General features: G+C 72.4%; 22 protein-coding genes. 6 read left to right on the top strand and 16 right to left on the bottom strand.

Annotated elements, in window-relative coordinates; translation table 11 throughout:
* Nucleotides 1–366: 366 nt before the first annotated feature.
* From ACFTZL_RS14410 to ACFTZL_RS14390, 5 genes are all read right to left on the bottom strand, one after another.
* Entirely contained in the window at nt 367–1,326 is a 960-nt protein-coding gene (locus tag ACFTZL_RS14410; protein ID WP_382581486.1) for a threonine/serine dehydratase, read from the bottom strand.
* Nucleotides 1,327–1,425: 99 nt separating this feature from the next.
* Nucleotides 1,426–2,496: a polyprenyl synthetase family protein gene (locus ACFTZL_RS14405; protein ID WP_382581484.1), complete on the bottom strand. Its 1,071-nt coding sequence runs from the start codon at nt 2,494–2,496 to the stop codon at nt 1,426–1,428.
* Complete coding sequence (locus tag ACFTZL_RS14400) at nt 2,493–3,560, bottom strand: tetratricopeptide repeat protein (protein WP_382581490.1); 1,068 nt, start codon at nt 3,558–3,560, stop codon at nt 2,493–2,495. Before ACFTZL_RS14400 ends, ACFTZL_RS14405 begins: the two co-directional genes overlap by 4 nt.
* A gap of 184 nt (nt 3,561–3,744) precedes the next feature.
* Nucleotides 3,745–4,422 carry an AIM24 family protein gene (locus ACFTZL_RS14395; RefSeq protein ID WP_382581482.1) on the bottom strand — a complete coding sequence of 226 codons (678 nt, stop codon included), beginning with the start codon at nt 4,420–4,422 and terminating at the stop codon, nt 3,745–3,747.
* A 78-nt stretch (nt 4,423–4,500) separates the two neighbouring features.
* Nucleotides 4,501–5,931, bottom strand: a complete 1,431-nt coding sequence (locus ACFTZL_RS14390; protein ID WP_382581480.1) for a CAP domain-containing protein — start codon at nt 5,929–5,931, stop codon at nt 4,501–4,503.
* Nucleotides 5,932–6,141: 210 nt separating this feature from the next.
* Here ACFTZL_RS14390 and ACFTZL_RS14385 point away from each other — a divergent pair, with 210 nt between their 5' ends.
* A complete protein-coding gene (locus ACFTZL_RS14385; protein ID WP_382581478.1) occupies nt 6,142–7,386 on the top strand; it encodes an SGNH/GDSL hydrolase family protein in 1,245 nt (414 codons plus the stop codon).
* Nucleotides 7,387–7,606: 220 nt separating this feature from the next.
* Here ACFTZL_RS14385 and ACFTZL_RS14380 read toward each other — a convergent pair whose 3' ends face one another.
* From ACFTZL_RS14380 to ACFTZL_RS14365, 4 genes are all read right to left on the bottom strand, one after another.
* Nucleotides 7,607–10,543, bottom strand: a complete 2,937-nt coding sequence (locus ACFTZL_RS14380) for an AAA family ATPase (RefSeq protein WP_382581476.1) — start codon at nt 10,541–10,543, stop codon at nt 7,607–7,609.
* Nucleotides 10,544–10,659: 116 nt separating this feature from the next.
* Complete coding sequence (locus ACFTZL_RS14375; protein WP_382581474.1) at nt 10,660–11,022, bottom strand: UBP-type zinc finger domain-containing protein; 363 nt, start codon at nt 11,020–11,022, stop codon at nt 10,660–10,662.
* On the bottom strand, nt 11,019–12,464 hold the full coding sequence (locus ACFTZL_RS14370; protein ID WP_382581472.1) for an ATP-binding protein: 1,446 nt from the start codon (nt 12,462–12,464) through the stop codon (nt 11,019–11,021). The genes ACFTZL_RS14375 and ACFTZL_RS14370 overlap by 4 nt, the downstream gene beginning before the upstream one ends.
* Nucleotides 12,461–14,137: an FAD-dependent oxidoreductase gene (locus ACFTZL_RS14365; RefSeq protein WP_382581470.1), complete on the bottom strand. Its 1,677-nt coding sequence runs from the start codon at nt 14,135–14,137 to the stop codon at nt 12,461–12,463. The genes ACFTZL_RS14370 and ACFTZL_RS14365 overlap by 4 nt, the downstream gene beginning before the upstream one ends.
* A gap of 189 nt (nt 14,138–14,326) precedes the next feature.
* Here ACFTZL_RS14365 and ACFTZL_RS14360 point away from each other — a divergent pair, with 189 nt between their 5' ends.
* A complete protein-coding gene (locus ACFTZL_RS14360) occupies nt 14,327–15,208 on the top strand; it encodes a universal stress protein (protein WP_382581468.1) in 882 nt (293 codons plus the stop codon).
* A 13-nt stretch (nt 15,209–15,221) separates the two neighbouring features.
* On the opposite strand, the gene ACFTZL_RS14355 is transcribed toward ACFTZL_RS14360, so the two are convergent.
* From ACFTZL_RS14355 to ACFTZL_RS14345, 3 genes are all read right to left on the bottom strand, one after another.
* Nucleotides 15,222–16,454, bottom strand: a complete 1,233-nt coding sequence (locus ACFTZL_RS14355) for a DUF4032 domain-containing protein (RefSeq protein ID WP_382581466.1) — start codon at nt 16,452–16,454, stop codon at nt 15,222–15,224.
* A gap of 41 nt (nt 16,455–16,495) precedes the next feature.
* On the bottom strand, nt 16,496–17,242 hold the full coding sequence (locus ACFTZL_RS14350) for an MBL fold metallo-hydrolase (protein ID WP_382581464.1): 747 nt from the start codon (nt 17,240–17,242) through the stop codon (nt 16,496–16,498).
* Between the two features lie 117 nt (nt 17,243–17,359).
* Nucleotides 17,360–17,983 carry an alpha-ketoglutarate-dependent dioxygenase AlkB gene (locus ACFTZL_RS14345; RefSeq protein ID WP_382581463.1) on the bottom strand — a complete coding sequence of 208 codons (624 nt, stop codon included), beginning with the start codon at nt 17,981–17,983 and terminating at the stop codon, nt 17,360–17,362.
* A 116-nt stretch (nt 17,984–18,099) separates the two neighbouring features.
* Between ACFTZL_RS14345 and ACFTZL_RS14340 the strand changes: the two genes are divergently transcribed.
* Together ACFTZL_RS14340 and ACFTZL_RS14335 are read left to right on the top strand one after the other, a co-directional pair.
* Complete coding sequence (locus tag ACFTZL_RS14340; protein WP_382581461.1) at nt 18,100–18,732, top strand: TetR/AcrR family transcriptional regulator; 633 nt, start codon at nt 18,100–18,102, stop codon at nt 18,730–18,732.
* 16 nt (nt 18,733–18,748) lie between these two features.
* Nucleotides 18,749–20,422: an FAD-binding dehydrogenase gene (locus tag ACFTZL_RS14335; RefSeq protein WP_382581459.1), complete on the top strand. Its 1,674-nt coding sequence runs from the start codon at nt 18,749–18,751 to the stop codon at nt 20,420–20,422.
* 19 nt (nt 20,423–20,441) lie between these two features.
* Here ACFTZL_RS14335 and ACFTZL_RS14330 read toward each other — a convergent pair whose 3' ends face one another.
* From ACFTZL_RS14330 to ACFTZL_RS14320, 3 genes are all read right to left on the bottom strand, one after another.
* On the bottom strand, nt 20,442–20,792 hold the full coding sequence (locus ACFTZL_RS14330; RefSeq protein WP_382581458.1) for a DUF488 domain-containing protein: 351 nt from the start codon (nt 20,790–20,792) through the stop codon (nt 20,442–20,444).
* A gap of 75 nt (nt 20,793–20,867) precedes the next feature.
* Nucleotides 20,868–21,119 (bottom strand): WhiB family transcriptional regulator, encoded by a 252-nt coding sequence (locus ACFTZL_RS14325; protein ID WP_193478998.1) that lies wholly within the window; start codon nt 21,117–21,119, stop codon nt 20,868–20,870.
* A 102-nt stretch (nt 21,120–21,221) separates the two neighbouring features.
* Nucleotides 21,222–22,439: a saccharopine dehydrogenase family protein gene (locus ACFTZL_RS14320; protein WP_382581456.1), complete on the bottom strand. Its 1,218-nt coding sequence runs from the start codon at nt 22,437–22,439 to the stop codon at nt 21,222–21,224.
* A 104-nt stretch (nt 22,440–22,543) separates the two neighbouring features.
* On the opposite strand from ACFTZL_RS14320, the gene ACFTZL_RS14315 reads away from it, so the two are divergent.
* Nucleotides 22,544–23,251 carry a TetR/AcrR family transcriptional regulator gene (locus ACFTZL_RS14315; RefSeq protein WP_382581454.1) on the top strand — a complete coding sequence of 236 codons (708 nt, stop codon included), beginning with the start codon at nt 22,544–22,546 and terminating at the stop codon, nt 23,249–23,251.
* An 11-nt stretch (nt 23,252–23,262) separates the two neighbouring features.
* Here ACFTZL_RS14315 and ACFTZL_RS14310 read toward each other — a convergent pair whose 3' ends face one another.
* A complete protein-coding gene (locus ACFTZL_RS14310) occupies nt 23,263–24,162 on the bottom strand; it encodes a LysR family transcriptional regulator ArgP (protein WP_382581488.1) in 900 nt (299 codons plus the stop codon).
* A 78-nt stretch (nt 24,163–24,240) separates the two neighbouring features.
* Here ACFTZL_RS14310 and ACFTZL_RS14305 point away from each other — a divergent pair.
* Nucleotides 24,241–24,441, top strand: a 201-nt coding sequence (locus tag ACFTZL_RS14305; protein WP_382581453.1) for a LysE family transporter, incomplete at its 3' end; no start/stop codon positions are given.

Raw genomic sequence — 24,441 nt, 5'->3', positions numbered from 1 at the left:
GTGGAGACGTGCGCCCTGCCCATGGCCATCCCTCGACTGGAAACCTGGCTTTCAACCTTTTCCAGAGGTACGGGGAGTGAGGCGCACTCCGTTCAATCGGATCGCAACTCCGTGTTCATTCTTGTCTTTTGTTCAAGAGATGGGAGCAAGTGTGCGAGGAGAAACGGTCTTTCGCGGGCTCAGGCACGGCTTACCTCGCTCGCCCGGGTCTCCATGGGCTCGGAGAATTTGCCCGCCGGCGACCGCGGATTCGCAAATTCCGGGCTGGCCTGGTGGTAACCGCCGGTAAATGCGGCGGTGTACAACAGCTGAACTCGGAGCCCTCCGATGAATTCCGCGACGGATTCCCCGAGGGCGGCCGGATCCTCAGCGCAGACCGAAGCGATGCGACCAGGTGATCATGTCCCCCGTGCTCACGTTGCCTCCGCACACCACCAGGCCGAGCCGGGCTCCGTCACCGACCCGCTCCAGGACCTGCCTGGCGGCGGGCAGCAGACAGCCGGCGGCCGGTTCGGCCCACACCTTGGCGTGGTCGGCCAGCTCCAGCGAGCCCCGCACGGCCTCCCGGTCAGAGACCACGAGCACCTGGGTGACCAGGGCCGAGACATGGTCGTACGTCAGCCGCGACACGGACGGGGCGCTGAGCGTGGAGACGATCGACGACAGGGCGACCGGCAGCGGGCCGCCCGCCGCCAGCGCCTCGGACATGGCCTGGGCACCCTCGGTCTCCACGCCCCAGACCCGCACACCGGGCCGACGCGCCCGCAATGCCGCGGCGACACCGGAGATCAGCGCGCCGCCCCCGATGCTGACGAGCACGTCGGTGAGCTCCCCGGCGTCGGCGGCGAACTCCAGGCCGACCGTGCCCTGCCCGGCGACCACCACCGGGTCGTCGAAGGGGTGGACCAGGGTCAGCCCCTCCTGCTGAAGCCGCGTCATGAGCGCGAACGCGCCGTCCATGTCGTCGGTCAGCCGCACCGACGCGCCCGACGCCTCCGCGATCTCCACGGCACGGGCGGGCGCCGAGCGGGGCATCACCACCGTGGCCTTCACATCGAGGGCCGCCGCCATGACCGCGAGGGCGATCCCGTGGTTGCCGCCGCTGACCGCCACCACCCCGGCGGCCCGCTCGGCCTCGCCCAGCGACAGCAGCTTCGCCGTCGCCCCGCGCGCCTTGAACGAGCCGGTGCGCTGCAGCAGTTCCAGCTTCGCGGTGACCGGGGCGCCGAGCAGCGCCGACAGCCCCGGGCTCGGCACGGTCGGGGTGCGCACGACGTGCCCGGCGATCCGCTCGGCAGCGGCTTCGATCTCCGAGATGCCGATCACGGCTGTCGTCCTTCCGGCGCGGGGTCGCGGAACGCGCCTGGTCGCACCCTGGCCCGCCGACCCGGCCGAGGTCAATCACGCCGGGCGGAAGGCACCGGATCAGACGTCGCGCCGTACCAGGAAGTCGAGCAGCGAGCGCAGTTCACCGGCGGCTCCCGCCGCCAACGGAACCCCGGCGAGCGCCGTCTCGACAGTGGCGATGTGACGCCGGGCCTCGGCCAGGGCCGCCGAACGCCCGCCCGCCTTCTCGATCAGCGCCGCCGCCGCATCGGGCTCCTCGCCGCTCTCCAGGAGCGTGGCGAGCCTGCCACCGCTCGGGGAGCCGAGCGCGACCAGCACCGGGAACGTCTTCTTGCGCTCCCGCAGATCGCCGTGGACCGGCTTGCCGGTGACCCGGGGGTCACCCCAGATGCCCAGTACGTCGTCGACGATCTGGAAGGCGATCCCGAGGTGCCGGCCGGCCCGGTCGAGTGCGGTGACCGTCTCCGGGGCGGCACCCCCGAGCACGGCACCCAGCGCGGCCGCGCAGCCCAGCAGGGCGCCCGTCTTGTGCTCCGCCATCGTCCGGTACTCGTCGGGCCGCACCCGCCGCGGTCCCGTCCAGGGCCGCTCGGCGAACAGCAGGTCGTCCGCCTGCCCGCGCACCAGGTCGCCCAGCGCCCCGGACAGCGTCCGCACGCCACCGGCACCGCCCGGCTGCGCGGCGAGCGTCTCGACGGCCAGCGCGAACAGGGCGTCGCCCGCGAGAACCGCGGGTCCCGTGCCGTAGGCCTTCCACACGGTCGGGCGGCGGCGCCGGTCCGCGTCGCCGTCCATGATGTCGTCGTGCAGCAGGGAGAAGGTGTGCACCAGCTCCACCGCCACCGCCGCGGCCACCCCGGACCGGCCGGGCGCACCGGCCGCCTCGGCGCCGAGCACCGCGAGCGCCTGCCGTACGCCCTTGCCGCCGGAGGCGACGGCCGGGGCACCGCCCACCTCGCACCAGCCGAAGGAGTACGCGGCCATCTCGCCGATCCAGGGGTGCAGTCGCCCGACGGCCTCGGCCAGGGCGGGCCGCACGAGGGTACGGCAGCGTTCGAGGACCTGGTGGGCGTCCGCTGAGCGTGTGGTGGGGGCCTGCGTCGCGGTGTCCTGCCGTGTCGCCCGTACCGCCATGGGGAGCGCCGTCATCGTGTCGCCTCCGTCGCTCCCGCGAGGGCGAGCCCCGTGTCCGGTATGCCGAGCTCCTCATGGGCGCGGGCCACCATTTTGCGGGCGTGCTGGAGACCGATCCGCTCCAGCGTGCCGGCCAGGTCGGCCAGTTCGGCCGCCGTCTCGCCGCTGTCGCGGCCCAGCCGCGCCAGGGACTTGGCGAGTCCGAGGCGAGAGAGTGCCTCCCCGCGCGGCTCGCTCATCTCCCGGAACTCCGCGAGCGCCTGCTCGTACAGGGCGCGTGCCTCGGCGTAGCGCCCGGACCGGTACAGCACGTTGCCGCGCATCTTGTGGTTGTAGGCCAGCGCGCTCGAGAGCCGCATCGCGAGGCAGGTCGTCTCCGCCTCGCTCAGCAGCTCCAGGGCCCGCTCGGTGTCCCCGTCGCGCACGGACACGACGTCGGCCAGACCGCGCAGCGCCCAGGCGTGTCCGCGCCGGTCGTCGGCGCGCGCGGCGATCTCGGCGGACTCCTCGAACAGGTCGTACGCCCTGTCGTAGTCCCCGGTGTTGCGGTGCATCTGCGCGATGCCCTCCAGCGCCCACACCGTGTGCCGCGCCTCCCCGCGCCGCCGGGCCTCGGCGAGCAACTGCTCGTGCAGCCGGCCGACGGCCTCGTAGTCGCCCTGGATACGGCCGGTCTCGGCCAGGCCCGCCAGCGAGTAGCCGCGTACGACGATGTCCCCGCCGCGTTCGCCCAGGTCGGCCGCGAGCTGGAGGAGGCGGCGGGCCAGCGGGAGCGCGCCGCGCTGCCGGGCCAGCGTGCCGCCGCTCCACAGGGCCCAGGCCATCGCCCCGGCGTCCTCGGCCTCGCGGGCGGCGCGGTAACTCGCCTTCCAGGCCCGGTCCGCGTCCGCGACCCGGCCCAGCCGGCGCTGCGCCTCGGCCACCGCGAGTCCGGACCGGGCCACCTCCCCGGGCTTGCCGGCGCGCTCGGCCGCCCTCAACTGCTCGGTGCCGGCGGCCAGTACGTCGGTCAGGGAGGAGTTGACGGACAGAGTGGTGAGCGCGCCCTGGTACTCCGGGGCGAATGCCTTGCCGTACATCGATGCCTTTCGGTCCATATACGCACCATGTATACACACTGCGTATACATGCCGTGTATAGAAGGGGGGAAACCGGCCCTGGCCACAAGGGCCAGGGCATCACCTGTTGCCGATCAAGACGTCGATGGAAGGGACCGGGTTGCCTGTGAGGCGTAGATCACCCGAGGGGACTCCAGTGCCGGAATCAGTGCTGCCCGGGCTTCTGCGGCGTCGCCTCGCTCGGCCGTACGACGACGTATCCCTCGCCCTGGAGCAGCAGTTGCACGGCCTCGCCGGAGCCGCCGCGCAGCATCGACCCGATGGACTGCGAGCGGTGCAGGGAGGTCTGCAGGCCCGCGGTCCAGCCGACGATCGCGTCGGTGTCGACGTACACCGGGTACTGCGCGGAGACCGGGATGACGAGCGGGGTGCCCTCACAGACCAGGCCCAGTTTGCCGTGCCCGGTGAAGACGCTGTTGAACAGGCCGCCGCCGGTGATGCCGGCGCCCTTCACGGTCGCGATGCGATACGACAATGTGGCGTCGAAGCACAGGACGTTGCGGCCGTTGACGGTGAACTCGTCGCCGGGTTCGACGTCGACGATGAAGCAGTTCTGCGCTTCGTGGGCGAACCAGGCCTCGCCCTGCCCGCGCACCGCCATCAGCGGCAGTCCCTCCCCGGTGACCGCGCGTTTGAGCATGCCGCCCACGCCCTGGCCCTTGCGTTCGAACTGGAGGTTGCCGCGGTAGGCGATCATCGCGCCCTGCCGGGAGAGCATCTCGCCGTTCACCGTGTACCGGACGCACTTGGCGTTCTCGATCGTCATGCCCGCCGCGACGGCCGGCTGTGTCATGTGCTCGCTGGAAAAGAGGTCACCCTTCATGCGGGCATCCTCGCCCGGAGCGTCTCCCTCCGCCAAGATCACGGGCGGGGTTGACGGGCCGGGGCGCGGTCGTGAGTGTCAGGCGCCGAAGAGCTGCGTCCAGTACGTGCCCGCCCGGCCGCCGCCCGCGAAGCCGATGCCGAGGTGGGTGAAGCCCGGCTTGAGGATGTTGGCCCGGTGGCCGGGGCTGTTCATCCAGCCCTCCACGACGTCGGCGGGGGAGCGCTGGCCGCAGGCTATGTTCTCGCCGATGGAACGCCGGGCGGATCCTGCCGCGGCGGCACGGTCCCAGGGTTGGCTGCCGTCGGGCGCGGTGTGCGAGTAGAAGGCGCGGGCCACCATGTCGGCGCTGTGCGCCTGCGCGGCGGTGGTGAGCAGAGGGTCGACGGCCAGGGGCGGGAGTCCGGCCCGTACGCGTTCCCGGTTGGTGAGGTCGGTGACCGCTGATGCCGTGCCGCGCAGCCCGTCCGGTGTGAACGGCCTGGCCCACAGGGCGGTCCAGTAGGTGTCACCGGAAGGACCGTCGTGGACGTGGGCCAGTCCGGTGTGGGTGAACGCCGGGTCGAGCAGCGTGCGGCGCGGAGCGTCGGTGCGCAGGCAGTACGCGACGAACTCGGCCGGTGTGCGCGGGCCGGACACGAGGTGCTCGCCGATGGTGAGGTACGTGTATCCCGCGCCGGTGACGCGCTGGTAGACGGAGACACCGTCCCGGCTCTCGACACCGAGGCGTCCCGTCATCGCCATGGCGGCGGCGTGCTCCCGGGCCGCGGACGCCAAGCGGGCGTCGAGGGTTGCCGGGGGCGAACCGGCCTCGGCCCGCGCGGAGTTGACCAGGGCGACGAACCCGTCGGGACCGGGTGCGGAGGGAGCGAAGACGGGAGGTCCGGGGGAGTGGGCGGCACGGCCGGACGGTTCGGTCCCGGTCCGGTGCCGCGCGGCCGGGACCCGCGACTGCGCGGCCGGGGGCGCGAGGGCCGCTCGGCGCACCCCGCTGTCGAGCGCGCCCGGCCCCGCCTCCGACGGGGCCGGGTCGTCCACGACATCGACGCCGAAGTCCCGGGCGACTCCCGCCAGCCCGTCGGCGTACCCCTGGCCCAGGGCCCGCAGCTTCCAGCGGCCGCCGCGCCGGTAGAGCTCCGCGAGCAGCAGCACCGTCTCCTGGCGGGGGCGCGGCGGGGTGAACCGGGCGAGCGGGCGGCCGGCGGAGTCGGTGACGTGGAGCGTGGGGGAGGGCAGACGGCCGAGGGTGGTTCCGGGCTCGGCGGGGCTTACGGCGACGGTGACCCGGGTGGCTCCGGCACGCAACCTCGCCGGATCCACGGTGAGCGTGTCCCCCCGCAGCACGGCTCCCGGCGCGGCCGACTGGTTGTAGAAGACGAAATCGCCGTCGCCCCGGACCCTTCCGCTGTCGTCCGTGACCAGCGCGGACACGTCGAACGGCCCGGGCACCCGGACGGTCACCGCACCGCCCGGCAACGCCAGATTGCCACCGGGGACCAACTCGCTCATCACGCCCGGACAACGGCCCCGGGGGAACGAGGGTTCCCACCGTCGGCTGCCCGCAGCACCGAGGACACCCTGCGCAGCGTCGGTGGCCGCACCAGTACCGTGTCGTACGCCGGGACCGCCCGGACGAGCCGCCGCGTGTCCAGTGGCTCGCTGACCCTGCGAGACCCGCACGACAAGAACGCCCGCCGACCGGCCGAAGGAGCGCCGACGATGCCCCGCACCGCACGCCCCCGCCGCCGCACCGCCCTGGCGGCCCTCTCCACCTGCCTCGTGCTGGGCTGCGGAGCCGGTGCGACACCCCAGGGGGCCGAGCAGGCCCGGCCGCCCAGCGCCCCGGCGGAGCCGGGGGACGGCGTGGTCACCTGGGCCTCCTCGGCCAACCACATCGGCGAGGCGGTCGACGGCCGCGGCTACCGGCTGGTCGTGCACACCAGCGTCGGCGGCAGCGGCATGCGGATAAGGCTGTCCAACGCCTTCGGCGACCGGCCGGTGACCTTCGGCAACGTCCACGCGGGCCTGCAGCGGGAGGGGGCCGCGCTCGTCCCCGGCAGCAACAGACGCCTGACCTTCGACGGCGCGCGCTCCGTCACCGTCCCCGCCGGCGGCATCGTCCACAGCGACCCGCTGCCCGGCCACGTCCCCGCCGCGAGCTCGCTCGCCGTCAGCCTGTACGTCGCCCGGGCGGAAGGCGCGCTCACCGGGCACTGGATGGCGATGCAGACGTCGTACACCGCTGAGGGCGACCACACCGCGGAGGAGGGCGCGGCGCACTGGAAGCAGCGGACCGGCTCCTGGTTCTACCTCGACGCCGTCACCGTGCGGCCACGGTCCGAGGCGGGTGCCGTGGCCGCCCTGGGCGACTCCGTCACCGATGGCTGGCACTCCACCATCGACCTCAACCGGCGCTGGCCCGACTACCTCGCCCGCCGGCTGGCGAAATCCCCCACGACGACCGTCGAAGGGGTGGCCAACGCGGGGATCGCCGGAAACAGGGTCCTCACCGACGGTCCCGGGCAGAGCGCCCTGAACCGCCTCTCGCGGGACGCGCTCTCGCTGCCGGGCGTGCGCACGGTGTTCCTCTTCCAGGGTGTCAACGACATCAAGTTCGAGCCCGGCGCCACGGCCGCCCAGATGATCGCCGGGTACCGCACCCTGATCGACCGGGTGCACGCGTCCGGCAAGTGCGTTGTCGCCTCCACGATCGCCCCCTTCAAGGGCTGGCAGGAATGGGACCCCGCCGGGGAGGCCGTGCGCCGGAAGGTCAACGCCTTCATCCGCGGCAGCGGCGAGTTCGACGCGGTCGCCGACTTCGACCGTGTCCTGCGCAGCCCCGACGACCCCGAGCGGATCCTCCCCGTCTTCGACGGCGGCGACCATCTGCACCCCAACGACAAGGGGATGCGGGCGATGGCCGACGCCGTCGATCTCAAAAGCCTCGACTGCGGGAGCCGTTAGCCCGGGTCAGGGATACGCGACCAGATTCGCCACGTTCGTCGCCGAGTCGGAGGGCCCGCCCCGGTCGTTGACGACGTGCCCGTTGACGACCAGACCGGTGTCAGCGGTGTTGACGTTCCAGCCGACGCCGTCGCCGTGATCGGCGCGCCAGATCCACAGATGGTCGCCGAAGCAAGTGACGGCGAAGACCCGCTGCCCAGGCCCGCCCGCCCGGAGCCGGTCAGCCGGACGCCGACGGCTCGGGGGTGATCAGACCCTCCCGGTAGGCGATCGCCACCGCCTCGCCGCGACTCGACGCGCCCAGCTTGGCGAGGATGTTGGAGACATGGACGCTCGCCGTCTTGCCGCTGATGAACAGCTCGTCGCCGATCTGCCGGTTGCTGCGCCCGCGGGCGAGCAGCCGCAGCACCTCCTGCTCGCGTGCGGTGAGCGCGCCGGCCCGGTCGCCGGCGCCCGGTGTGTCCGAGAGCCGGCCGCGCCGGACCAGGGCGTCGACCTGCTCCCGCAGCGGCGTGGCGCCGAGGTCGTCGGCGGTCTCCCGGACGGCTCGGGCCTCCGCCACCGCCTCCTCGCGACGCCCGGCCGTCACCAGGGCCTCGGCGTACCGCAACCGGCAGCGCGCCCGCTCGTAGACATCGCCGTAGCCGAAGGCCTTCACCGCTTCCGCCCAGGCCGCCGCGTCCGGCCCCGACACGGCCCGGAGCCACTCCGCCTCCGCCCGGGCCAGCCATGCCTGTCCCTCGGGACCCTGGGGCGTGCCGTTCTCGCCGTGGGTGGCGATGGCCCGCGCCAGTTCCACCAGTTCGGTCGCGGTGTCCGTCCAGCGGCGGGCCCCGGCCTCGTCGCCGGTCAGCCGCAGCCCGGCGGCCGAGTCGGCCACCGGGGACAGCGCCAGGGCGGCGAGCCGGACCGTGACGCCCGGGCGGGGGACCGCCTCGTCGGCCAGGGCCGTGACCGTGGACCGCATCCACCGCACCGCGTCCTCCGGATCGCCGCGCAGCCCCGCGGCGTCGGTGAGCACGATGCCCGCGACCAGGGTGGCCATCCACTCGAAGGGCCCCTCCAGCAGGGCACGTGCCCGGTCGGCGGCCGCCAGATCGCCACGCGCCAGCGCCACGTACAGCGCGGGACCGACCGTGTAACCGCCGGCCGCCGGCAGCACCTCGGCGTCGGCCGCCGCCGCGCGCACGCACTCGTCCCAGCGGCCCAGCACATGCAGCACCAGCAGCCGCAGATACCGCATCTCCAGCGGGTACGTCGAGGACAACAGCCCGGCACGCCGGGCCCGGTCCAGGCCCTCCGTCAGCCAGGGCACACACTCCGCCAGGGCACCGGACTCGTAGCAGCCCATCGCCAGGTTGAACAGGGCCCGCAGCTCCACGAGCGCGTTGCCCGAACTCCGGGCCAGGTCCCGCGCCTTGAGCAGCCGTTCGCGGCCCTCCGCGCCGCGCCGCCCGTCCCCGTCGAAAACGGCCAGTGAGATCAGCAGGTCCGCCTGGGCGTCGGTCACCCGCAGCCGCTCCGCCACCCCCAGGGCCCGGCGGGCGACCCGCAGCGCGGTCTCGTTCTCCCCGACGTGGCGTGCGGCCAGGGCATGGGTGGCCGCCGCCCAAACCCACGTACGCGACGGAGGATCCTCGGGGATCATCCCCAGGGCCTCGCTGCTGTAGGCGAACGCCGCCGTCAGGCTGTCCACGCTCAGCAGGTTCCCGGCGAGGGTGTAGCGGACCCGGGCTGCGAGCTCGGAGCCGGTGTCCTGGCCGAGTTCGGCCAGCGCGGACCGGCTCAGGGAGACCGCGCGGTGCAACTCCCCGGCGTGCGCGGCCGCCGCCGAGGCGCGCAGTGTCAGCGTCACCCGGTCGACGCCCCCGCCCGAGGGCCGGGCTTCGGGACCCACCGCCGGCCACAGATCGAGCGCCGCTTCGAGATGCCGCTGCTCCTCGGCGGGCGCACCGACGCGCTGGGCGTGGTCGGCGGCCTCCAGTGAGGCGGCCAGCGCCTCGGCGAGGTCATGGCTCTCCCGGTAGTGGTGGGCGCGCTCGGCGGCGCTCTCGGCGGTCCGGCCGCGCCCGGCGAGCAGCCGCGCGAACGCGCCGTGCAGCCTCGCCCGCTCCCCGGGCAGCAGATCGGCGTAGACGGCCTCGCGGGCGAGGGCATGCCGGAACGAGTACGTGTCGTCGCCCCCGGCCACGAGAAGCTGCCGTCCCACCGCCTCGCGCAGCGCCGACTCCAACTCCTCCTCGGGCAGCCCCACCGCCTCCCGCAGCACATCGTGCTCCACCCGGCGCCCGGCGACTGCCGCGGTCCGCAGCACCTGCTGCGCGGTGTCGGAGAGCTGCTCGAAGCGGATCAGCAGCACATCGGCGAGTCCGCCGGGCACCCCGCCGGGCTCCGAGTCGGAGGCCGCCAGCAGCTCCTCCGCGTAGAAGGCGTTCCCCTCGGCGCGCTCCACGATCCGCCGCACGGTGGTGTCCGGCAGCGGCCGGTGCTCCAGGGCACGCACCAGCCGGGCCACATCGGGATCGGCCAGCGGCCGCAGCTCCAGCCGCTCCACGGCGGGCAGCCGTATCAACTCCGCCAGCAGCGGCCGCAGTGGATGCCGTCGGTGCAGATCGTCGGCCCGGTACGAGGCGAGAACCGCCAGCCGGTGCCGGAGGACACCCCGGCCGAGCAGGAACCGCAGCAGATCCCGCGACGACTGGTCGGCCCAGTGCAGATCCTCCAGCACGAGCAGCAACGGGGCGACATCGGCCACCTCGGCCAGCAGCCCCGCCATCCCCTCGAACAGCCGCAACCGCCCGTCCACGTCCCGCACGCCACCGGTTCCGGCCCCCAGCAACCGCTCGACCACGGGATGCGCGGCGAGAGCGCCCGCGAACCGCTCGTCGGCGGCCAGCACCCCGAGAATCTCGGTGAACGGCAGATACGGCAGCCCGACGTCCCCGAGATCCACACAGTGCCCGGTGACGACGGTCATCCCGGCTCCGGCGGCCCGCCCGGCCATCTCGTCCAGCACCCGGGTCTTACCGACTCCGGCATCCCCGGCGACCAGTACGGCCCGAGCCTCACCGGCACGGGCACGCTCCAGTACGCCGGTGAGCCGGGCGAGTTCGGCATCCCGCCCGACAACGGGCGTGACCGATGAAGCCTGCGGCACTGAACCAACCTTCTTTTCTTAGGGGCGCGGGGCTGTGACATTGTGCGGCTCCGCCGCGTGGGCGCGATCAACCACACACAACCCGCAGCCGCCGTCCACCCGACAGCCCCGAGCTCCTAGGCCCGCAAAACCTTCGCCCAATCCACCGGCACCCGCCCCGCAGGCCCCGGCGTCGGCTGATCAGCGGGATGACTCACAGGCGGAGCCAGTTCAGGCCCGGCCTCGTACAACTCATTCGCCGAGTAGTCCCAGTACCAGTTCTCACCGGGCTCGAAGCTCTGCACCAAGGGATGCCCGGTAGCCCGGAAATGCCCCGTCGCATGCTTCGCGGGCGAACTGTCACAACACCCCACATGCCCGCACCGCGCACACCGCCGCAGATGGAACCACCACCCCCCGGCCGCATCGCAGTCGACACACCCGTTGCCGCTCGGCGGCACGCCCGGGTCGATCCCGTTGTCACCACTGTCGCCACTCATGAAGGCTCCTCCTCGACCGATGTAAGCGGAAGCAGCACCTGGAACCGTGTGTCCCCGGGCTCCGACTCCACCTGGATGCTCCCGTGGTGCTTGTTGACCACGATCCGCCAGGAGATGTCGAGCCCGAGCCCGGTCCCCTCACCCACGGGCTTCGTCGTGAAGAAGGGGTCGAAGATCCGTCCCCGGTCCTCCGCCGGGATACCGACGCCCGTGTCCCGGAACTCCACCAGCAGCCGGTCGTGGTCCGGAGCCGTCCGCACGGTCAGCGTCCCTTCGCCGCCCGCGCTGTTGATGGCCGACACCGCGTTGTCGATCAGGTTCGTCCACACCTGGTTGAGCTCGGCCGGGTACGCCGGGATTCGCGGCAGCGCTCGGTCGTACTCCTTGACGACCTTGATCCGCTTGCCGGTCTTGGCGGACAGCATCAGCAGGGTGGAGTCGAGGAGTTCGTGCACATCGGCGTTCTGGAAGGGCGCGCGGTCGAGCTGCGAGTACTGCTTCGCCGCGTCGACGAGATGCGAGATGCGCGTGGTCGAGTCGTTGATCTCGTCCATCAGCAACTCGGTCTCGACGGTGTAGTTGAGCCACCCGATCGCGCTCGGCAGGATCTCCTCGTCCACGGCCGCCGCGACCTGGTCCAGCCAGTCCACGTCGAGACCGGCCTGGACGAAGGTGGGCGCGATCCGCCAGCCGTCCGGGATGCCTTGGTCGTCGAGCCAGTCGCTGAGCGCGTCCTCCCGGTCGGAGGCCTCCAGCGGACTCAGCGTGGGGGCCTTGGCGACCCGCTCGGCGGTGCGCTCCTGGATGTCGATGAGGTTCGCCATGACCTCGGGGGAGTACGAACCCTGCGCGATGATCGCCAGCTTGTGCCGCATCTTGCCGACCCGCTCCCGCAGCGTCGCGGTGGCCCGCACGGCCGCGGCGGCGGGGTTGTTGAGCTCGTGGGTGAGCCCCGCGGACAACGAGCCCAGCGCCAGCAGCCGTTCGCGCTGCCCGATGGCCCGCTGGGTGCTCTTGGAACCGAAGAACAGCCCCTCCAGCAGATGCACCGCCATCGGGAACCACTCCTGCATGATGTCTGCGAACGTGTCGGCGGGCAGCACGAAGAACCGCGTCGGCTCGGTGACGCGCATGGAGTTGTTGTAGACCTGCCGCACCCGGTCGCCCAGATACGCCTGCATGGACCCCGCGTACACGCCGCGCTGGGAGGTCCGGGTCACCTCCACGTCGTCCCCGCCGACCCGGCGGTACAGCACGACCGTGCCCTCGAGCATCACGTAGAAGCAGGTGGCGGGATCGCCCTCGGTGTACACGGGACCGGGCTCGAACCGCTCCACCCGCCCCTCGCCGCACAGCCTGCCGAGCTGCTCGGGCGTGAGCTTCTCGAACAGGAACAGTGCCCCGATCTCCTGGGGGTTGCAGGGCATCGACTGCCCGCTCATGACTGCTCCAGATACCGGTGGACGAGCATCACGGCCATGGCTCCCTCTCCGACGGCGGACGCGACGCGCTTGGCGGACTCGGCACGGGCGTCGCCCGCCACGAACACGCCGGGCACATTCGTCTCCAGGTGGTACGGCGGCCGGTCCAGCTCCCAGTCCCCCGGCGGGCGGCCGTCGGGGGTCAGGTCGGGCCCGGCGAGGATGAACCCGCGCTCGTCCCGCAGCACCGTGCCGTCCAGCCAGTCGGTCAGCGGGGCCGCGCCGATGAACACGAACACCCACTGCGCGTCGACCTGTTCGGTGTGCCCGCTGTCCACGTCCCGCAGAGTCAGTTGTTCCAGGTGGCCGTCGCCGTGCGCGGCGTCGACGACCGTGCGGGAGCGCACCTGGATGTTGGGCGCCTCGTCTATCTGCTGGATGAGGTAGTGCGACATCGAGGCCGACAGGGAGGATCCGCGCACCAGCAGGGTCACCGACTTGGCGCCCCGGGACAGGTACATGGCCGCCTGCCCTGCGGAGTTGGCGCCGCCCACGATGTACACGTCCTGTCCCTGGCAGGAGGGGGCCTCCGTCAGGGCCGACCCGTAGAACACACCGCACCCGGTCAGGTCGTCGCAGCCGGGCGCTGCCAACTGCCGGTAGGACACGCCGGTCGCCAGGATCACGCTGTGCGCGGCGACCGCCGAGCCGTCGGAGAACCGTACGATCCGGGCGGCGCCGTTGACCTCCAGCGCTGTCACCTCGCGCGCGGTGAGGATCTCGGCGCCGAACTTCGCCGCCTGCCGGCGTGCCCGGTCGGTGAGCTGCGCCCCCGACACACCGTCGGGGAAGCCCAGGTAGTTCTCGATGCGCGAGCTCTGCCCCGCCTGCCCGCCGGTCGCCGACCGCTCCACCAGCACGGTGCGCAGCCCCTCGGAGGCACCGTAGACGGCGGCGCCGAGCCCGGCCGGTCCGCCGCCGATCACGACCAGGTCGTAGAAGTCGGCCGTCGGGGTCGTCGCAAGACCGACCCGGGCGGCGAGGTCGACGGCCTCCGGTTCTACCAGGGGCGTCCCGTCCGGTGTGATGACCACCGGCAGCCGCATCCCGTCGGTGCCGGCCGCGGCCAGCAGCCGCCGGCCCTCCGGTTCTTCGGCGGAGTACCAGCGGTACGGCACCTGGTTGCGGGCCAGGAACTCCCGGATGTCCGAGGACCGCGACGACCAGCGGTGCCCCACGACCTTGGTGCTGGGCACGGGCCGGAAGTCGCTGGTCCGCCACGCCTGGAGCAGATCGTCGAGCACCGGGTAGAGCTTCTCCTCGGGCGGGTCCCACGGCTTGAGGAGGTAGTGGTCGAGGTCGACGACGTTGATCGCGTCGATCGCCGCGTTGGTGTCCGCGTACGCCGTCAGCAGCACCCGCCGCGCGCCCGGGTACACGTCCACGGCCTGTTCCAGGAACTCGATGCCGTTCATCTGCGGCATCCGGTAGTCGGCCAGGATCACCGCCACGAGATCGCCGCGCAGCTTCAGTTCCCGCAGCGCGTCGAGCGCGGACTCGCCGGACTCCGCGCGCACGATCCGGTACGACGCGCCGTACCGCCGCCTCAGATCCCGGGCCACGGCCCGGGAGACCCCCGGGTCGTCGTCCACAGTCATGATGACGGTCCGCGCCGCGTCGGCGGCCTGTGCCATACGTCCCCCACACCGGGCGGTCGACTACCGGTCCGGCGCCCCGGGGCACCGCACCGACCTTCGCCCATCGTATGTTCGATCGCCCCGCCGCGCTCCGATACGGAGATCGGCTTCGGCTGCCTCGGCTCACCAGCGGGGGGTAGTGAAGACTGAGCAGCACGCAGTGACTTTCCACAGGGAGGCAGCCGGATGACACGCCCGATCACCGCAGGGGTCGACGGATCGCAGGAGAGCATCGCCGCCCTGGCCTGGGCGGCGCGCGAAGCGGTGCGGCGCGGGGCGGCGCTCAGGGTGGTGCACGCCTGGCGGCCCCATCCGCAGGAGACGCTCGAAGCGGGGATCGCCGGGGACGCCGACAGCCAGGCGGAGTGGGTGCACAGCGCGGTGACCGAGGCCGTCGGGACCGTCACCGAACGGCACCCGGACCTCGACGTGACCACCGACGTCGTGGAGGGGCCGGCCGTCGACACACTGGTCGCCGCCGCTGCCGACGCCGAGCTGCTGGTGCTGGGCTCGCGCGGGCACGGGCGGATCGTCGGCTTCCTGCTCGGCTCGGTCGGCCAGCAGGTCATCGCCGGGGCCGCCCGGCCCGTGGTGCTCGTCCGCGCGGGCGACGAACCCTCGGCCGAGGCCGCCGGGCGCGAGATCGTCGTGGGCCAGCAGGGCGACCCGGAGGACAGCGCCGACGCGCTGCGGTTCGCCTTCGAGACGGCGGCGGCGCGCGGGGCGACCGTGCGGGTCGTACGGGCCTGGACCCTGCCGCCCGTGTTCGCCTACAGTCCGGGCTCGCTGAAGCTCCTCGACGAGGCCGGGGGACTGGAACCGTACGAGAAGAAGAGCCTGGACGCGGCGGTCCGGCCGTGGCGGGAACGCTTCCCCGGCGTGCCGGTGACGGAACACGTGGAGATGGGCAGCGCCGGCCAGGTCCTGCTGTCGGTGGCCGGGACGGCCCAGCTGATGGTCGTGGGCCGCCGGGCGCACCGCACGGCCGTCGGTGCCCGGATCGGCTCGGTGGCGCACGGAGTGCTGCACCACGCGGACTGCCCGGTCGCCGTCGTGCCGCACGCCTGAGCGCCGCGGCGGCTCAGTCCGCGGTCGGCTGCAGGGTCTTGCGGGCCTTGGGCAGGATGTTCTGGATGTAGTCCTCGACCGCGGTGTCGATGCCGATGTCGTGCTGGGCCCGCTCGGACATGTACCAGCGGTGTTCGAGAAGCTGGTGGTAGATCTCCGCCGGGTCCACGGCGCCGCGCAGCTCGGGCGGCACCGCCCGCACGGTCGGCCGGAACACCTCCCGCACCCAGCGGTGGGCGAGTACCTCCGGGCGGGCGCCCAGGGGGTCGCCCGGCGCGTAGTCGTCCTGGGTCGCCATCCAGCTCTCCAGGTCGTTCAGCAGCCGCCGGGCCTGGTTCTCCTCCGTGTCGAGGCCGGTCAGGCGCAGCAACTGCCGCTGGTGGTGGCCCGCGTCGACGACCTTGGGCACGAAGCTGACCGTGTCACCGTTCGAGGCGTGCTCGATCTGCATCTCGGCGACGTCGAAGCCGAGTTCGTTCAGACGGCGGATCCGGCGCTCTATGTACTGGTACTGGCCGGCCGGATAGACGGAGGTGCGGGTCAGCTCGTCCCACAGGGTGCGGTAGCGGGCACAGATCTCCATGCCGAACTCGATGGGGTCCACGGACGGGTGCAGCGCCCCGGACGCCTCCAGGTCCAGCAGCTCCCCGCTGATGTTCACCCGGGCGAGGTCCAGGTCGTACTCACGCTGTCCGACGCTGAGCTGCGGATGCAGATCACCGGTCTCGGCGTCCACCAGGTAGGCGGCGTAGGCACCCGCGTCACGCCGGAAGAGCGTGTTGGACAGCGAGCAGTCGCCCCAGGCGAACCCGGCCAGGTGCAGCCGCACCAGCAGTACGGCGAGCGCGTCCATCAGCCGGTGCATGGTGGCCGGGCGCATGGTCGTCTCGAACATCGAGCGATACGGCATCGAGCCGCCCAGATGCCGGGTGATCAGGACGCTCTCCAGCGGGGCGCCGTCCGCGGCGGTGCGGCCGGTCACCACGGCCAGGGGGTCCACCGACGGGATGCCGATCCGGTCCAGGTCGCGCAGCATGTCGTACTCGCGCTGCGCGGGCCGCTCGGCCAGTTCCTTGACGGCGATCACCTCGTCGCCGGCCCGGGAGTAGCGCACCACGTGCCGGGAGATACCGCGCGGCAGCGGCACCAGGTACTCCTCCGGCCACTCCTCGAGAGGCACGTCCCACGGCAGTTCCAGCAAGAGCGCGGGATGCTCCGGATTGGTCGCGCTGATCTGCAGTGCCATGGGCCGGGTGTCCTTGTCTCGCCGCCGATCGTCACATCAGATTAAAGGGCGTGCTCGCGGGCCCGCAGAGCGGCGTCCCGCACCGGACCACGGTGGACCGGCCCGTGCCCGGGCAGCAGCAGCTCGCCCTCGAGTTCCGCGAGCAGGTCCAGGGAGGCCACGGCACGCGGGCGCTCGTGGTGGAACATGTCCGGCAGGAGCTGCGGCCCCTCGATCCGCGAGGTGGGGTGCCCGCTGACCAGGGCGTCGCCGGAGATCAGCACGCCGGTGCCCGGCACGTGGTAGGCGCAGTGCCCGTCGGTGTGGCCCGGTGTGTGCACCGGTACGGGCCGGCCCGGCAGGTCGAGGGCACCCGCCGTCGGGAACGGCTCGGGGGCCGTGACCGGGTTGTGCGTCGTGCCGCCGGAGCGCAGCGCGTGCACCACCCACGGCAGCACCCCGGGCCGCCAGGCGTTCTTCAGCACGGTCCCGACGGCCACCTGGTGCAGGAACTCCCGGCGCGCGTGCGGCACTTCGGCCTCGTGCAGGTACACGGGCGTGCCGTACGTGGCACGCAGGTACTCGGCGGAACCCAGGTGATCGTTGTGCGCGTGCGTGATCAGCACGGCCGCGACCGCCTCCGGGGAGCTGCCCACCTCCGCGAGCGAGGCGAGGACCTGTTCCCGGTCGCCGGGGTAGCCGGTGTCGACCAGCGTGACGGCGTCGCCCTCCGTGAGGATCACCCAGTTGGTGTTGGAGCCGTGCACCAGGTAGGTGCCGTCCGCGACTTGCTGTACGTCTGTCCGCATGATCGCCCCGCGTTGTGTGGTCCGAGCCCGACGGGAGAAGGAAAGCAGACTCCGCGGCAGCCGGAATCATCGGGTCCGCAATCAACGGACCCGCGCGACAGGGCGGTTAGGGCCGCCTCACTGCACGCCGTGCGGGCGGAACTGGATGCTGACGCGCGGCCCCGGCGCCCGCGTGCTCTTGGGGACGGAGTGCTCCCAGGTGCGCTGGCAGGAGCCGCCCATCACGACGAGGTCGCCGTGGCCCAGGGGCCGGCGCACGGTGTCGCGACCGCCCCGCATCGGGCGCAGCAGCAGATCCCGGGGTGCTCCCACCGACAGGATGGCCACCATCGTGTCCTCGCGGGCACCCCGTCCGATCCGGTCGCCGTGCCAGGCCACACTGTCCCGGCCGTCGCGGTAGTAGCAGAGACCGGCCGTGGTGAACGGCTCGCCCAGTTCGCCGGCGTAGTGGGCGGACAGGGCGTCCCGCGCCTCGTCCAGTACCGGGTGCGGCAGCGGGGCGTCGGCGCCGTAGAACGCGAGCAGCCGGGGGACGTCGACGACGTGGTCGTACATCGTGCGCCGCTCCGCACGCCACGGCACCTCGGCGGCGAGCCGTTCGAACAGGTCGTCGGAGCCGCTGAGCCATGCGGGCAGGACGTCGAGCCAGGCACCGAAACCGAGGTCGGTACGGCTGATCCCGTCGAGAGGACCGAGGCGCAGCTCGTCGGTCTGGTCGAAGAGGGAGCCCTGGAGGTGCATGCGCCCAGCGTACTCCGTAATCGAAAGTATGTTCCATCGAATCGGAAGGCTTCCCCGCGAGTCTTTCGATACATCGGTGTATCGAATACAGTCATGTATCGAAAGGGGGCCGGTACATGGCCGTGGAGGGAACGACGGGGCGCGTGACCAGGCGCCGGGTGCGCACGCGGGCCAACCTCCTGGACGCGGCGTTCTCCGTGTTCGCGGCCAAGGGCTTCGGCCACGTCTCCATCGAGGAGGTCTGCGAGGCCGCCGGCTACAGCAGAGGCGCCTTCTACTCCAACTTCTCCAGCCTCGACGAGCTGTTCTTCGCCCTCTACCGCGAGCGGGCCGACCTGATCGCGGAACAGGTGTCGGGGGCCCTCGCCCTCGACGGACCCGGCCTCGACGTGCCCGCCGCCGTCGACCGCGTCACCGACGTGCTGCTCCTCGACCGGGACTGGCTCCTGGTGAAGACGGACTTCCTCGTGCACGCGGCCCGCGACCCGGACGTGGCGCGCAGCCTGCTGGAACACCGCGCGCGCCTGCGGCAGGCGATCGCCGACCGGCTCGGCCGGGCCCGTGGGCACACCGCGCTGCCCGCCGTACTGGGCGACACGGACGGCGCCGCCCGTGCCGTGGTCGCGGCGTACGACGGCGTCACCACGCAACTGCTGCTGGACCGGGACGTCGAACACGCCCGCGTCTGGCTGAAGCAACTGCTCACGGCCCTGCTGACCGACGGCAGCGGCACCCCCGATCAGAACTGAGGAAGGAACGGTCGCCATGGATGCCGACGCCATCGTCGTAGGAGCGGGCCTCGCCGGCCTGGTCGCGGCACACGAGCTGACCAGCAAGGGCCGCAAGGTCGCCCTCGTCGACCAGGAGAACGCCGCCAACCTCGGGGGACAGGCCTTCTGGTCCTTCGGCGGGCTGTTCCTCGTCGACTCGCCGCAGCAGCGGCGCCTGGGCATCAAGGACTCCTTCGACCTCGCCTGGAGCGACTGGCGCGGCAGCGCCGGCTTCGACCGGCTGGAGGACGAGGACTCCTGGGCCGTGCGCTGGGCGCGCGCCTACGTCGAGTTCGCCGCCGGGGAGAAGCGGTCCTGGCTGGACGGGCACGGCATCACGTTCCTGCCCACCGTCGGCTGGGCCGAGCGCGGCGACCTCACGGCGCACGGGCACGGCAACACCGTGCCCCGCTTCCACATCGCCTGGGGCACCGGCACCGGAGTCGTCGAACCGTTCGTCCGGTACGCCGAGCAGGCCGCGCGCGACGGGCTGCTCACCTTCCACCACCGCCACCGCGTCGACGAACTGGTCGTCGAGGACGGCACCGCCCGGGGCGTGCGCGGCACGGTCCTGGCCGACGACTCCTCACCCCGTGGCGTCGCCTCCAACCGCGACCCGGTCGGCGAGTTCGAACTCACCGCCCAGGCCGTGATCGTCACCAGCGGCGGCATCGGCGCGAACCACGACATCGTCCGCCGCTACTGGCCCGAGCGCCTCGGCACCCCGCCGCAGGAGATGGTCACCGGTGTACCCGCCTACGTCGACGGGCGGATGCTCGACATCAGCTCCGAGGCGGGCGCACGGCTGGTCAACCGCGACCGCATGTGGCACTACACCGAGGGTCTGCAGAACTGGGACCCGATCTGGCCCGGCCACGGCATCCGCATCCTGCCCGGGCCGTCCTCGATGTGGTTCGACGCCCTCGGTCGCCGCCTGCCCGGGCCCTGCCTGCCCGGCTACGACACCCTCGGCACCCTGAAGCACCTGCGCACCACCGAGGACATCGCCGGGTACGACCACTCCTGGTTCATCCTCACCCAGAAGATCATCGAGAAGGAGTTCGCACTGTCGGGCTCCGAGCAGAACCCCGACATCACCGCCAAGGACCGCGCCGGGTTCCTCAAGGAACGCATCCTCGGCAAGGGCGCGCCCGGACCGGTCGACGCGTTCCTGCGCAAGGGCGCCGACTTCGTGACCGCGACCGGCGTCGAACAGCTCGTCGCGAAGATGAACGAACTCACCGACAAGCCGCTCCTCGACGCGGCCGGGATCAAGCGCCAGATCGAGGCGCGCGACCTGCAGATAGCCAACCCCTACGCCAAGGACGCCCAGGTGCAGGGCATCCGCAACGCCCGCCGCTACATCGGCGACCGACTCGGCCGGGTCGCCACCCCGCACCGCATCCTCGACCCGGCCGCCGGCCCCCTGATCGGCGTCAAGCTGCACATCCTCACCCGCAAGACCCTCGGCGGCATCCAGACCGACCTCGACTCCCGCGCCCTCGGGGCGGACGGCAAGCCGGTGGAGGGGCTGTACGCGGCCGGCGAGGTCGCCGGCTTCGGCGGCGGCGGTGTCCACGGCTACAACGCCCTGGAGGGCACCTTCCTCGGCGGCTGCCTCTTCTCGGGGCGGGCGGCGGGCCGGGCGGCGGCGAAGCAGACCGCCTGACGGGCTCGGGCCCGTCTCCTCAGCCTTCGAGGAGACGGGCCAGTACCGTCGCGTGGCTCCGTTCCGGCGTCTTGGACGCGGTCAGCAGTGTCACGTCGCCCTTGCGGACCAGGTCCCGCACCCGGCCGAGGAGTTCGGCGGCCTCGTCGCCGGTGAGCTCCGCCTCGTACCGCTCGGCGAACTCCTCGTAGGAGGCCTCGCCCGCGTGGTACCAGCGGCGCAGCTCCGTCGACGGGGTGACCGCCTTCGGCCACTCGTCCACCTGGGCCGCGTCCTTCGACAGTCCGCGCGGCCACAGCCGGTCGACCAGGACGCGGGTGCCGTCGTCAGGCTCGGGCGGATCGTAGACACGGCGGACGCGCACGCTCATGGTCGGGCCCTTCTGCGACGGACGGGTCTGCCGCGAGCGTAACCCCGGCCGCACCGAACGGCCGGTGGGCGGACGTCAGCCGGAGCGGCGCCGGGCTGCCGCGCGCCGCTTCAGCGCACGCCGTTCCGTCTCGCTCGTGCCGCCCCACACACCGATGGACTGCCCCGTGTCCATGGCCCATTGCAGGCACTCGTCCTGGACGGGGCAGCGCCGGCACACCGACTTGGCCTGCTCCGTCTGGAGCAGGGCCGGGCCCGTGGTGCCGATCGGGAAGAAGAGCTCGGGGTCCTCGTGCCGGCAGGCAGCGTGGTCTCGCCAGTTGTCCATCGAAGTCACCTGCATCACAGTAGAAACGTGCCCGTTCGGATGCTTACTCCTTTTCGGGTCACCTGTCGATGCCTCGTGAAACAACGTCGCCCGGACAACCGGTCACTGCTCGCGCATGCCCCAGGGCGAGCCGTAGGCCGTCAGCAGGTCCAGGAACGGGCCGGCCGGGAACGCCTCCGGGCCGAGCACGCCGGTGCCGGACCAGGCGCCGGTGGCGAGGAGTTCGAGCGCGACGACCGGGTTGACGGCGGTCTGCCACACCACGGCCTGGCTGCCGTACTCCGTCATGGACCACTGGTTGTCGACCACGTGGTACAGGTACACCTCGCGCGGCTTCCCGTCCTTGACGCCCCGCACCCATGTGCCCGCGCACGTCTTGCCGTGCATCCGCTCGCCCAGGGTCGCCGGGTCGGGCAGGCACGCGGCGACCACGTCCCGGGGTGAGACCGCCACCGGGCCGTCCGGCCCCGGCACCGTGACCGGGTCGGTGCGGTCCAGACCCAGCAGGTGCAGTGTCTTCAGCGTCTCGACGAACTCCCTGCCCAGGCCGTACTTGAAGGTGACCCGGCGTGCGTCGACCCAGCGCGGGACGAGCAGCACCTCCTCGTGCTCCACGTTGACGCACTCGACCGGGCCGATGCCCTCGGGGAAGTCGAAGACCTCGGGCTCGCTGAAGGGTTCGGTGGTGAACCAGCCCCGGCCGGTCTCGTAGACGACCGGGGGGTTGAGGCATTCCTCGATGGTGGTCCAGATGCTGAACGAGGGCGCGAAGTCATAGCCGTCGACGGTCAGATTGGCGCCGTCACGGATGCCGATCTCCTCGATCTCGTCGAAGAGTTCGTCGGCGGCGTACCGTGCGAAGACGTCCGACAGGCCCGGCTCCACCCCCATGCCGACGAGGGCCAGGACCCCCTCCTTCTCCCAGTCGGCCGCCTGCGCGAACTGCTCGTCGCCGAGCTTCACCCCGCACTCCGCGTACGGCCGTTCCTCGTGCGGGTGGGACAGCGACATCGCCATGTCGAGATAGTTGGCGCCCGCGGCGCGGGCCGCGCGGAACAGGGGCATCACGAAGCGGGGGTCGGTGGCGTTGAGCAGGGCGTCGCAGCGGTGCCGTGCCAGCAGGCGGGCCACCGCCGCCTCGTCGCCGGCGTCCACCTGCTCGGCGGTGAACCGCGCGTCGCCGCCGAGCGCCGCGACCGCCGCCTCGGCCCGGGCCGGGGCGTAGTCGGCCACCACCATCGCCTCGAAGAACGGCCGCCGGGCCGCGATACGGGTGATCGCGCCGCCCACACCGCCGGCGCCCACGAGCAGTACACGCATGACAGAAACTCCCTATTTGCGAAGAACGTGACGGGGCCCTTGAGGAGATGAAACGCCGCCCTCTGTCTTAAGGTCAATGGCGTTGGCATAAGGAGGGAGCCGTCGTGCCGAAGCCCGTGGTGCCCGAGGAGAAACGCCGTCGGCGCAGGCCCACCAAGAGCGGCACCGTGCTGTCCGAGGAGCTGATCGTCGAGACGGCGCTGCGCATGCTGCACGAACACGGCAGCGCGGGGCTGACCGCCCGCAGGCTCGGCCTGGCCCTGGACGCCGACCCGAGTACGCTCTACCGGTACTTCCGGGGCATGGACGACCTGACGCTCGCCATCGGCGACGCGCTGATCGGGCAGGCGCTCGGCGGCTGGGCGCCGACGGGGGAGTGGCGGGCGGACCTGCGGGCCGTCGGGCTGCGCATCCACGCCGCGTACGTGGCCCATCCGCAGGCGGCCGTGCTCACCGCCAGCCGTGTCTCGGGCCGGGCCCACGAACTCGCGGCCGACGAGGCGGTCCTGGACGTGCTGCGCACGGCGGGCTTCCCGCTGCCGGACGCGGTGCGGGTCTACCACGCCTTCGTCGACACCACCCTGGCCTTCGCAGCGCTCGACGCCGCCTCGCTGGCGCTGCCCCGCGCCTCACTGCGCGCGGACGAGGAGATGTGGCGCTCGACGTACGCCCGCCTGCCCGCCACCACCCACCCCCGCATCGCGGAAGCGGCACCCCTTCTCGCCACCCGCATGCTGACCAGCGCCTATCCGACGGCCCTGGACATGCTGCTGCACAGCGCGGCGGCGCAGTTGGACAGCAGCGGGGAGTAGGGCGGCACGCCTCAGTTGCGCAGTGCCTCCGCGGCGGTCGTCGTCACCGTCTCCGCGACCTGCGCCAGCGCCGGGGAATCGAGCTTCCATTGCTGCCAGTACAGGGGAACGTCGACCGTCCGGCCCGGGGCGAGTCCGACGAGCCCGCCGGTGCGCAGCAGCGGGTCCGCCTGGGCCTCGGGCACCAGGCCCCAGCCCAGTCCGGCGGCCACGGCGTCGACGAATCCCTCCGACGTCGGTACGTAGTGCCGCAGGGGACTCGCGCTGCTCCGCCCCCCGGTGAGCCGGCGGACGAAGCCGTCCTGGAAGTCGTCCCTGCGGTCGAAGGTCACGACGGGCACATCGAGAAGCACCTGCTCCAGAGGGCCGCCGAGGTGGCGTGCGGCGAAGTCCGGCGCGGCCACCGGGACGTAGCGCATCCGCCCGAGGGGCCGCACCGAGCAGCCCGGCACGGCATCCGCCGACGAGGTCACCGCGGCCATCACCACCCCCTCCCGCAGCAGCGCCGCCGTGTGGTCCTCGTCCTCGCGGCGCAGCTCGAAGTAGAGCCGCAGCTCCTCCGGAACGCGCGTGAGCACCCCGAGGAACCAGGTGGCCAGCGAGTCCGCGTTCACCGCCACCGAGACCCGGGTCGGCTCGCCGGTACCGCTCAGGCCCAGCTCCGCGTACGCGTCGCGCTCCAGCCGCGCCACCTGGCGGGCCAGCCGCACCAGCACCTCGCCCGACTCGGTGGGCCGCACCGGCTTGGTCCGCAGCAGCAGGACCCGCCCCGTGCGCTGCTCCAGCGCCTTCACGCGCTGGCTGATCGCCGAGGGCGTCACATGCAGCGCGGCCGCCGCCGCGTCGAAGGTGCCCTCGTCCACGACCGCGAGCAGGGTCCGCACCTGGTCCAGAGGCAGGTCCGCCATCAAGGAGGTCATCACTTGAGCTAATGATACGTAAGAATCTTTAGCTGTACCCGAGACGGGTCCGTCCGTAGCGTCAAGGTCATGACCAGCACCTTCACCGCCGCAGCCGCGGGATTCGGCACCGGACTGTCCCTCATCGTCGCCATCGGTGCCCAGAACGCCTTCGTCCTGCGCCAAGGAGTCCGCCGCGAGGCGGTCCTCGCCGTGGTCGGCATCTGCGCCCTGTCCGACGCCGCCCTCATCGCGCTCGGGGCCGGCGGCGTCGGCGCGGTGGTGGTGACG

Origin of the sequence: Streptomyces sp. NPDC056948 (assembly GCF_042674225.1) — a bacterium.
Lineage (GTDB): Bacteria > Actinomycetota > Actinomycetes > Streptomycetales > Streptomycetaceae > Streptomyces > Streptomyces purpurascens.
The sequence above is the reverse complement of the archived record's forward strand: the minus strand, read 5'-3'. Positions and strand labels throughout refer to the sequence as shown.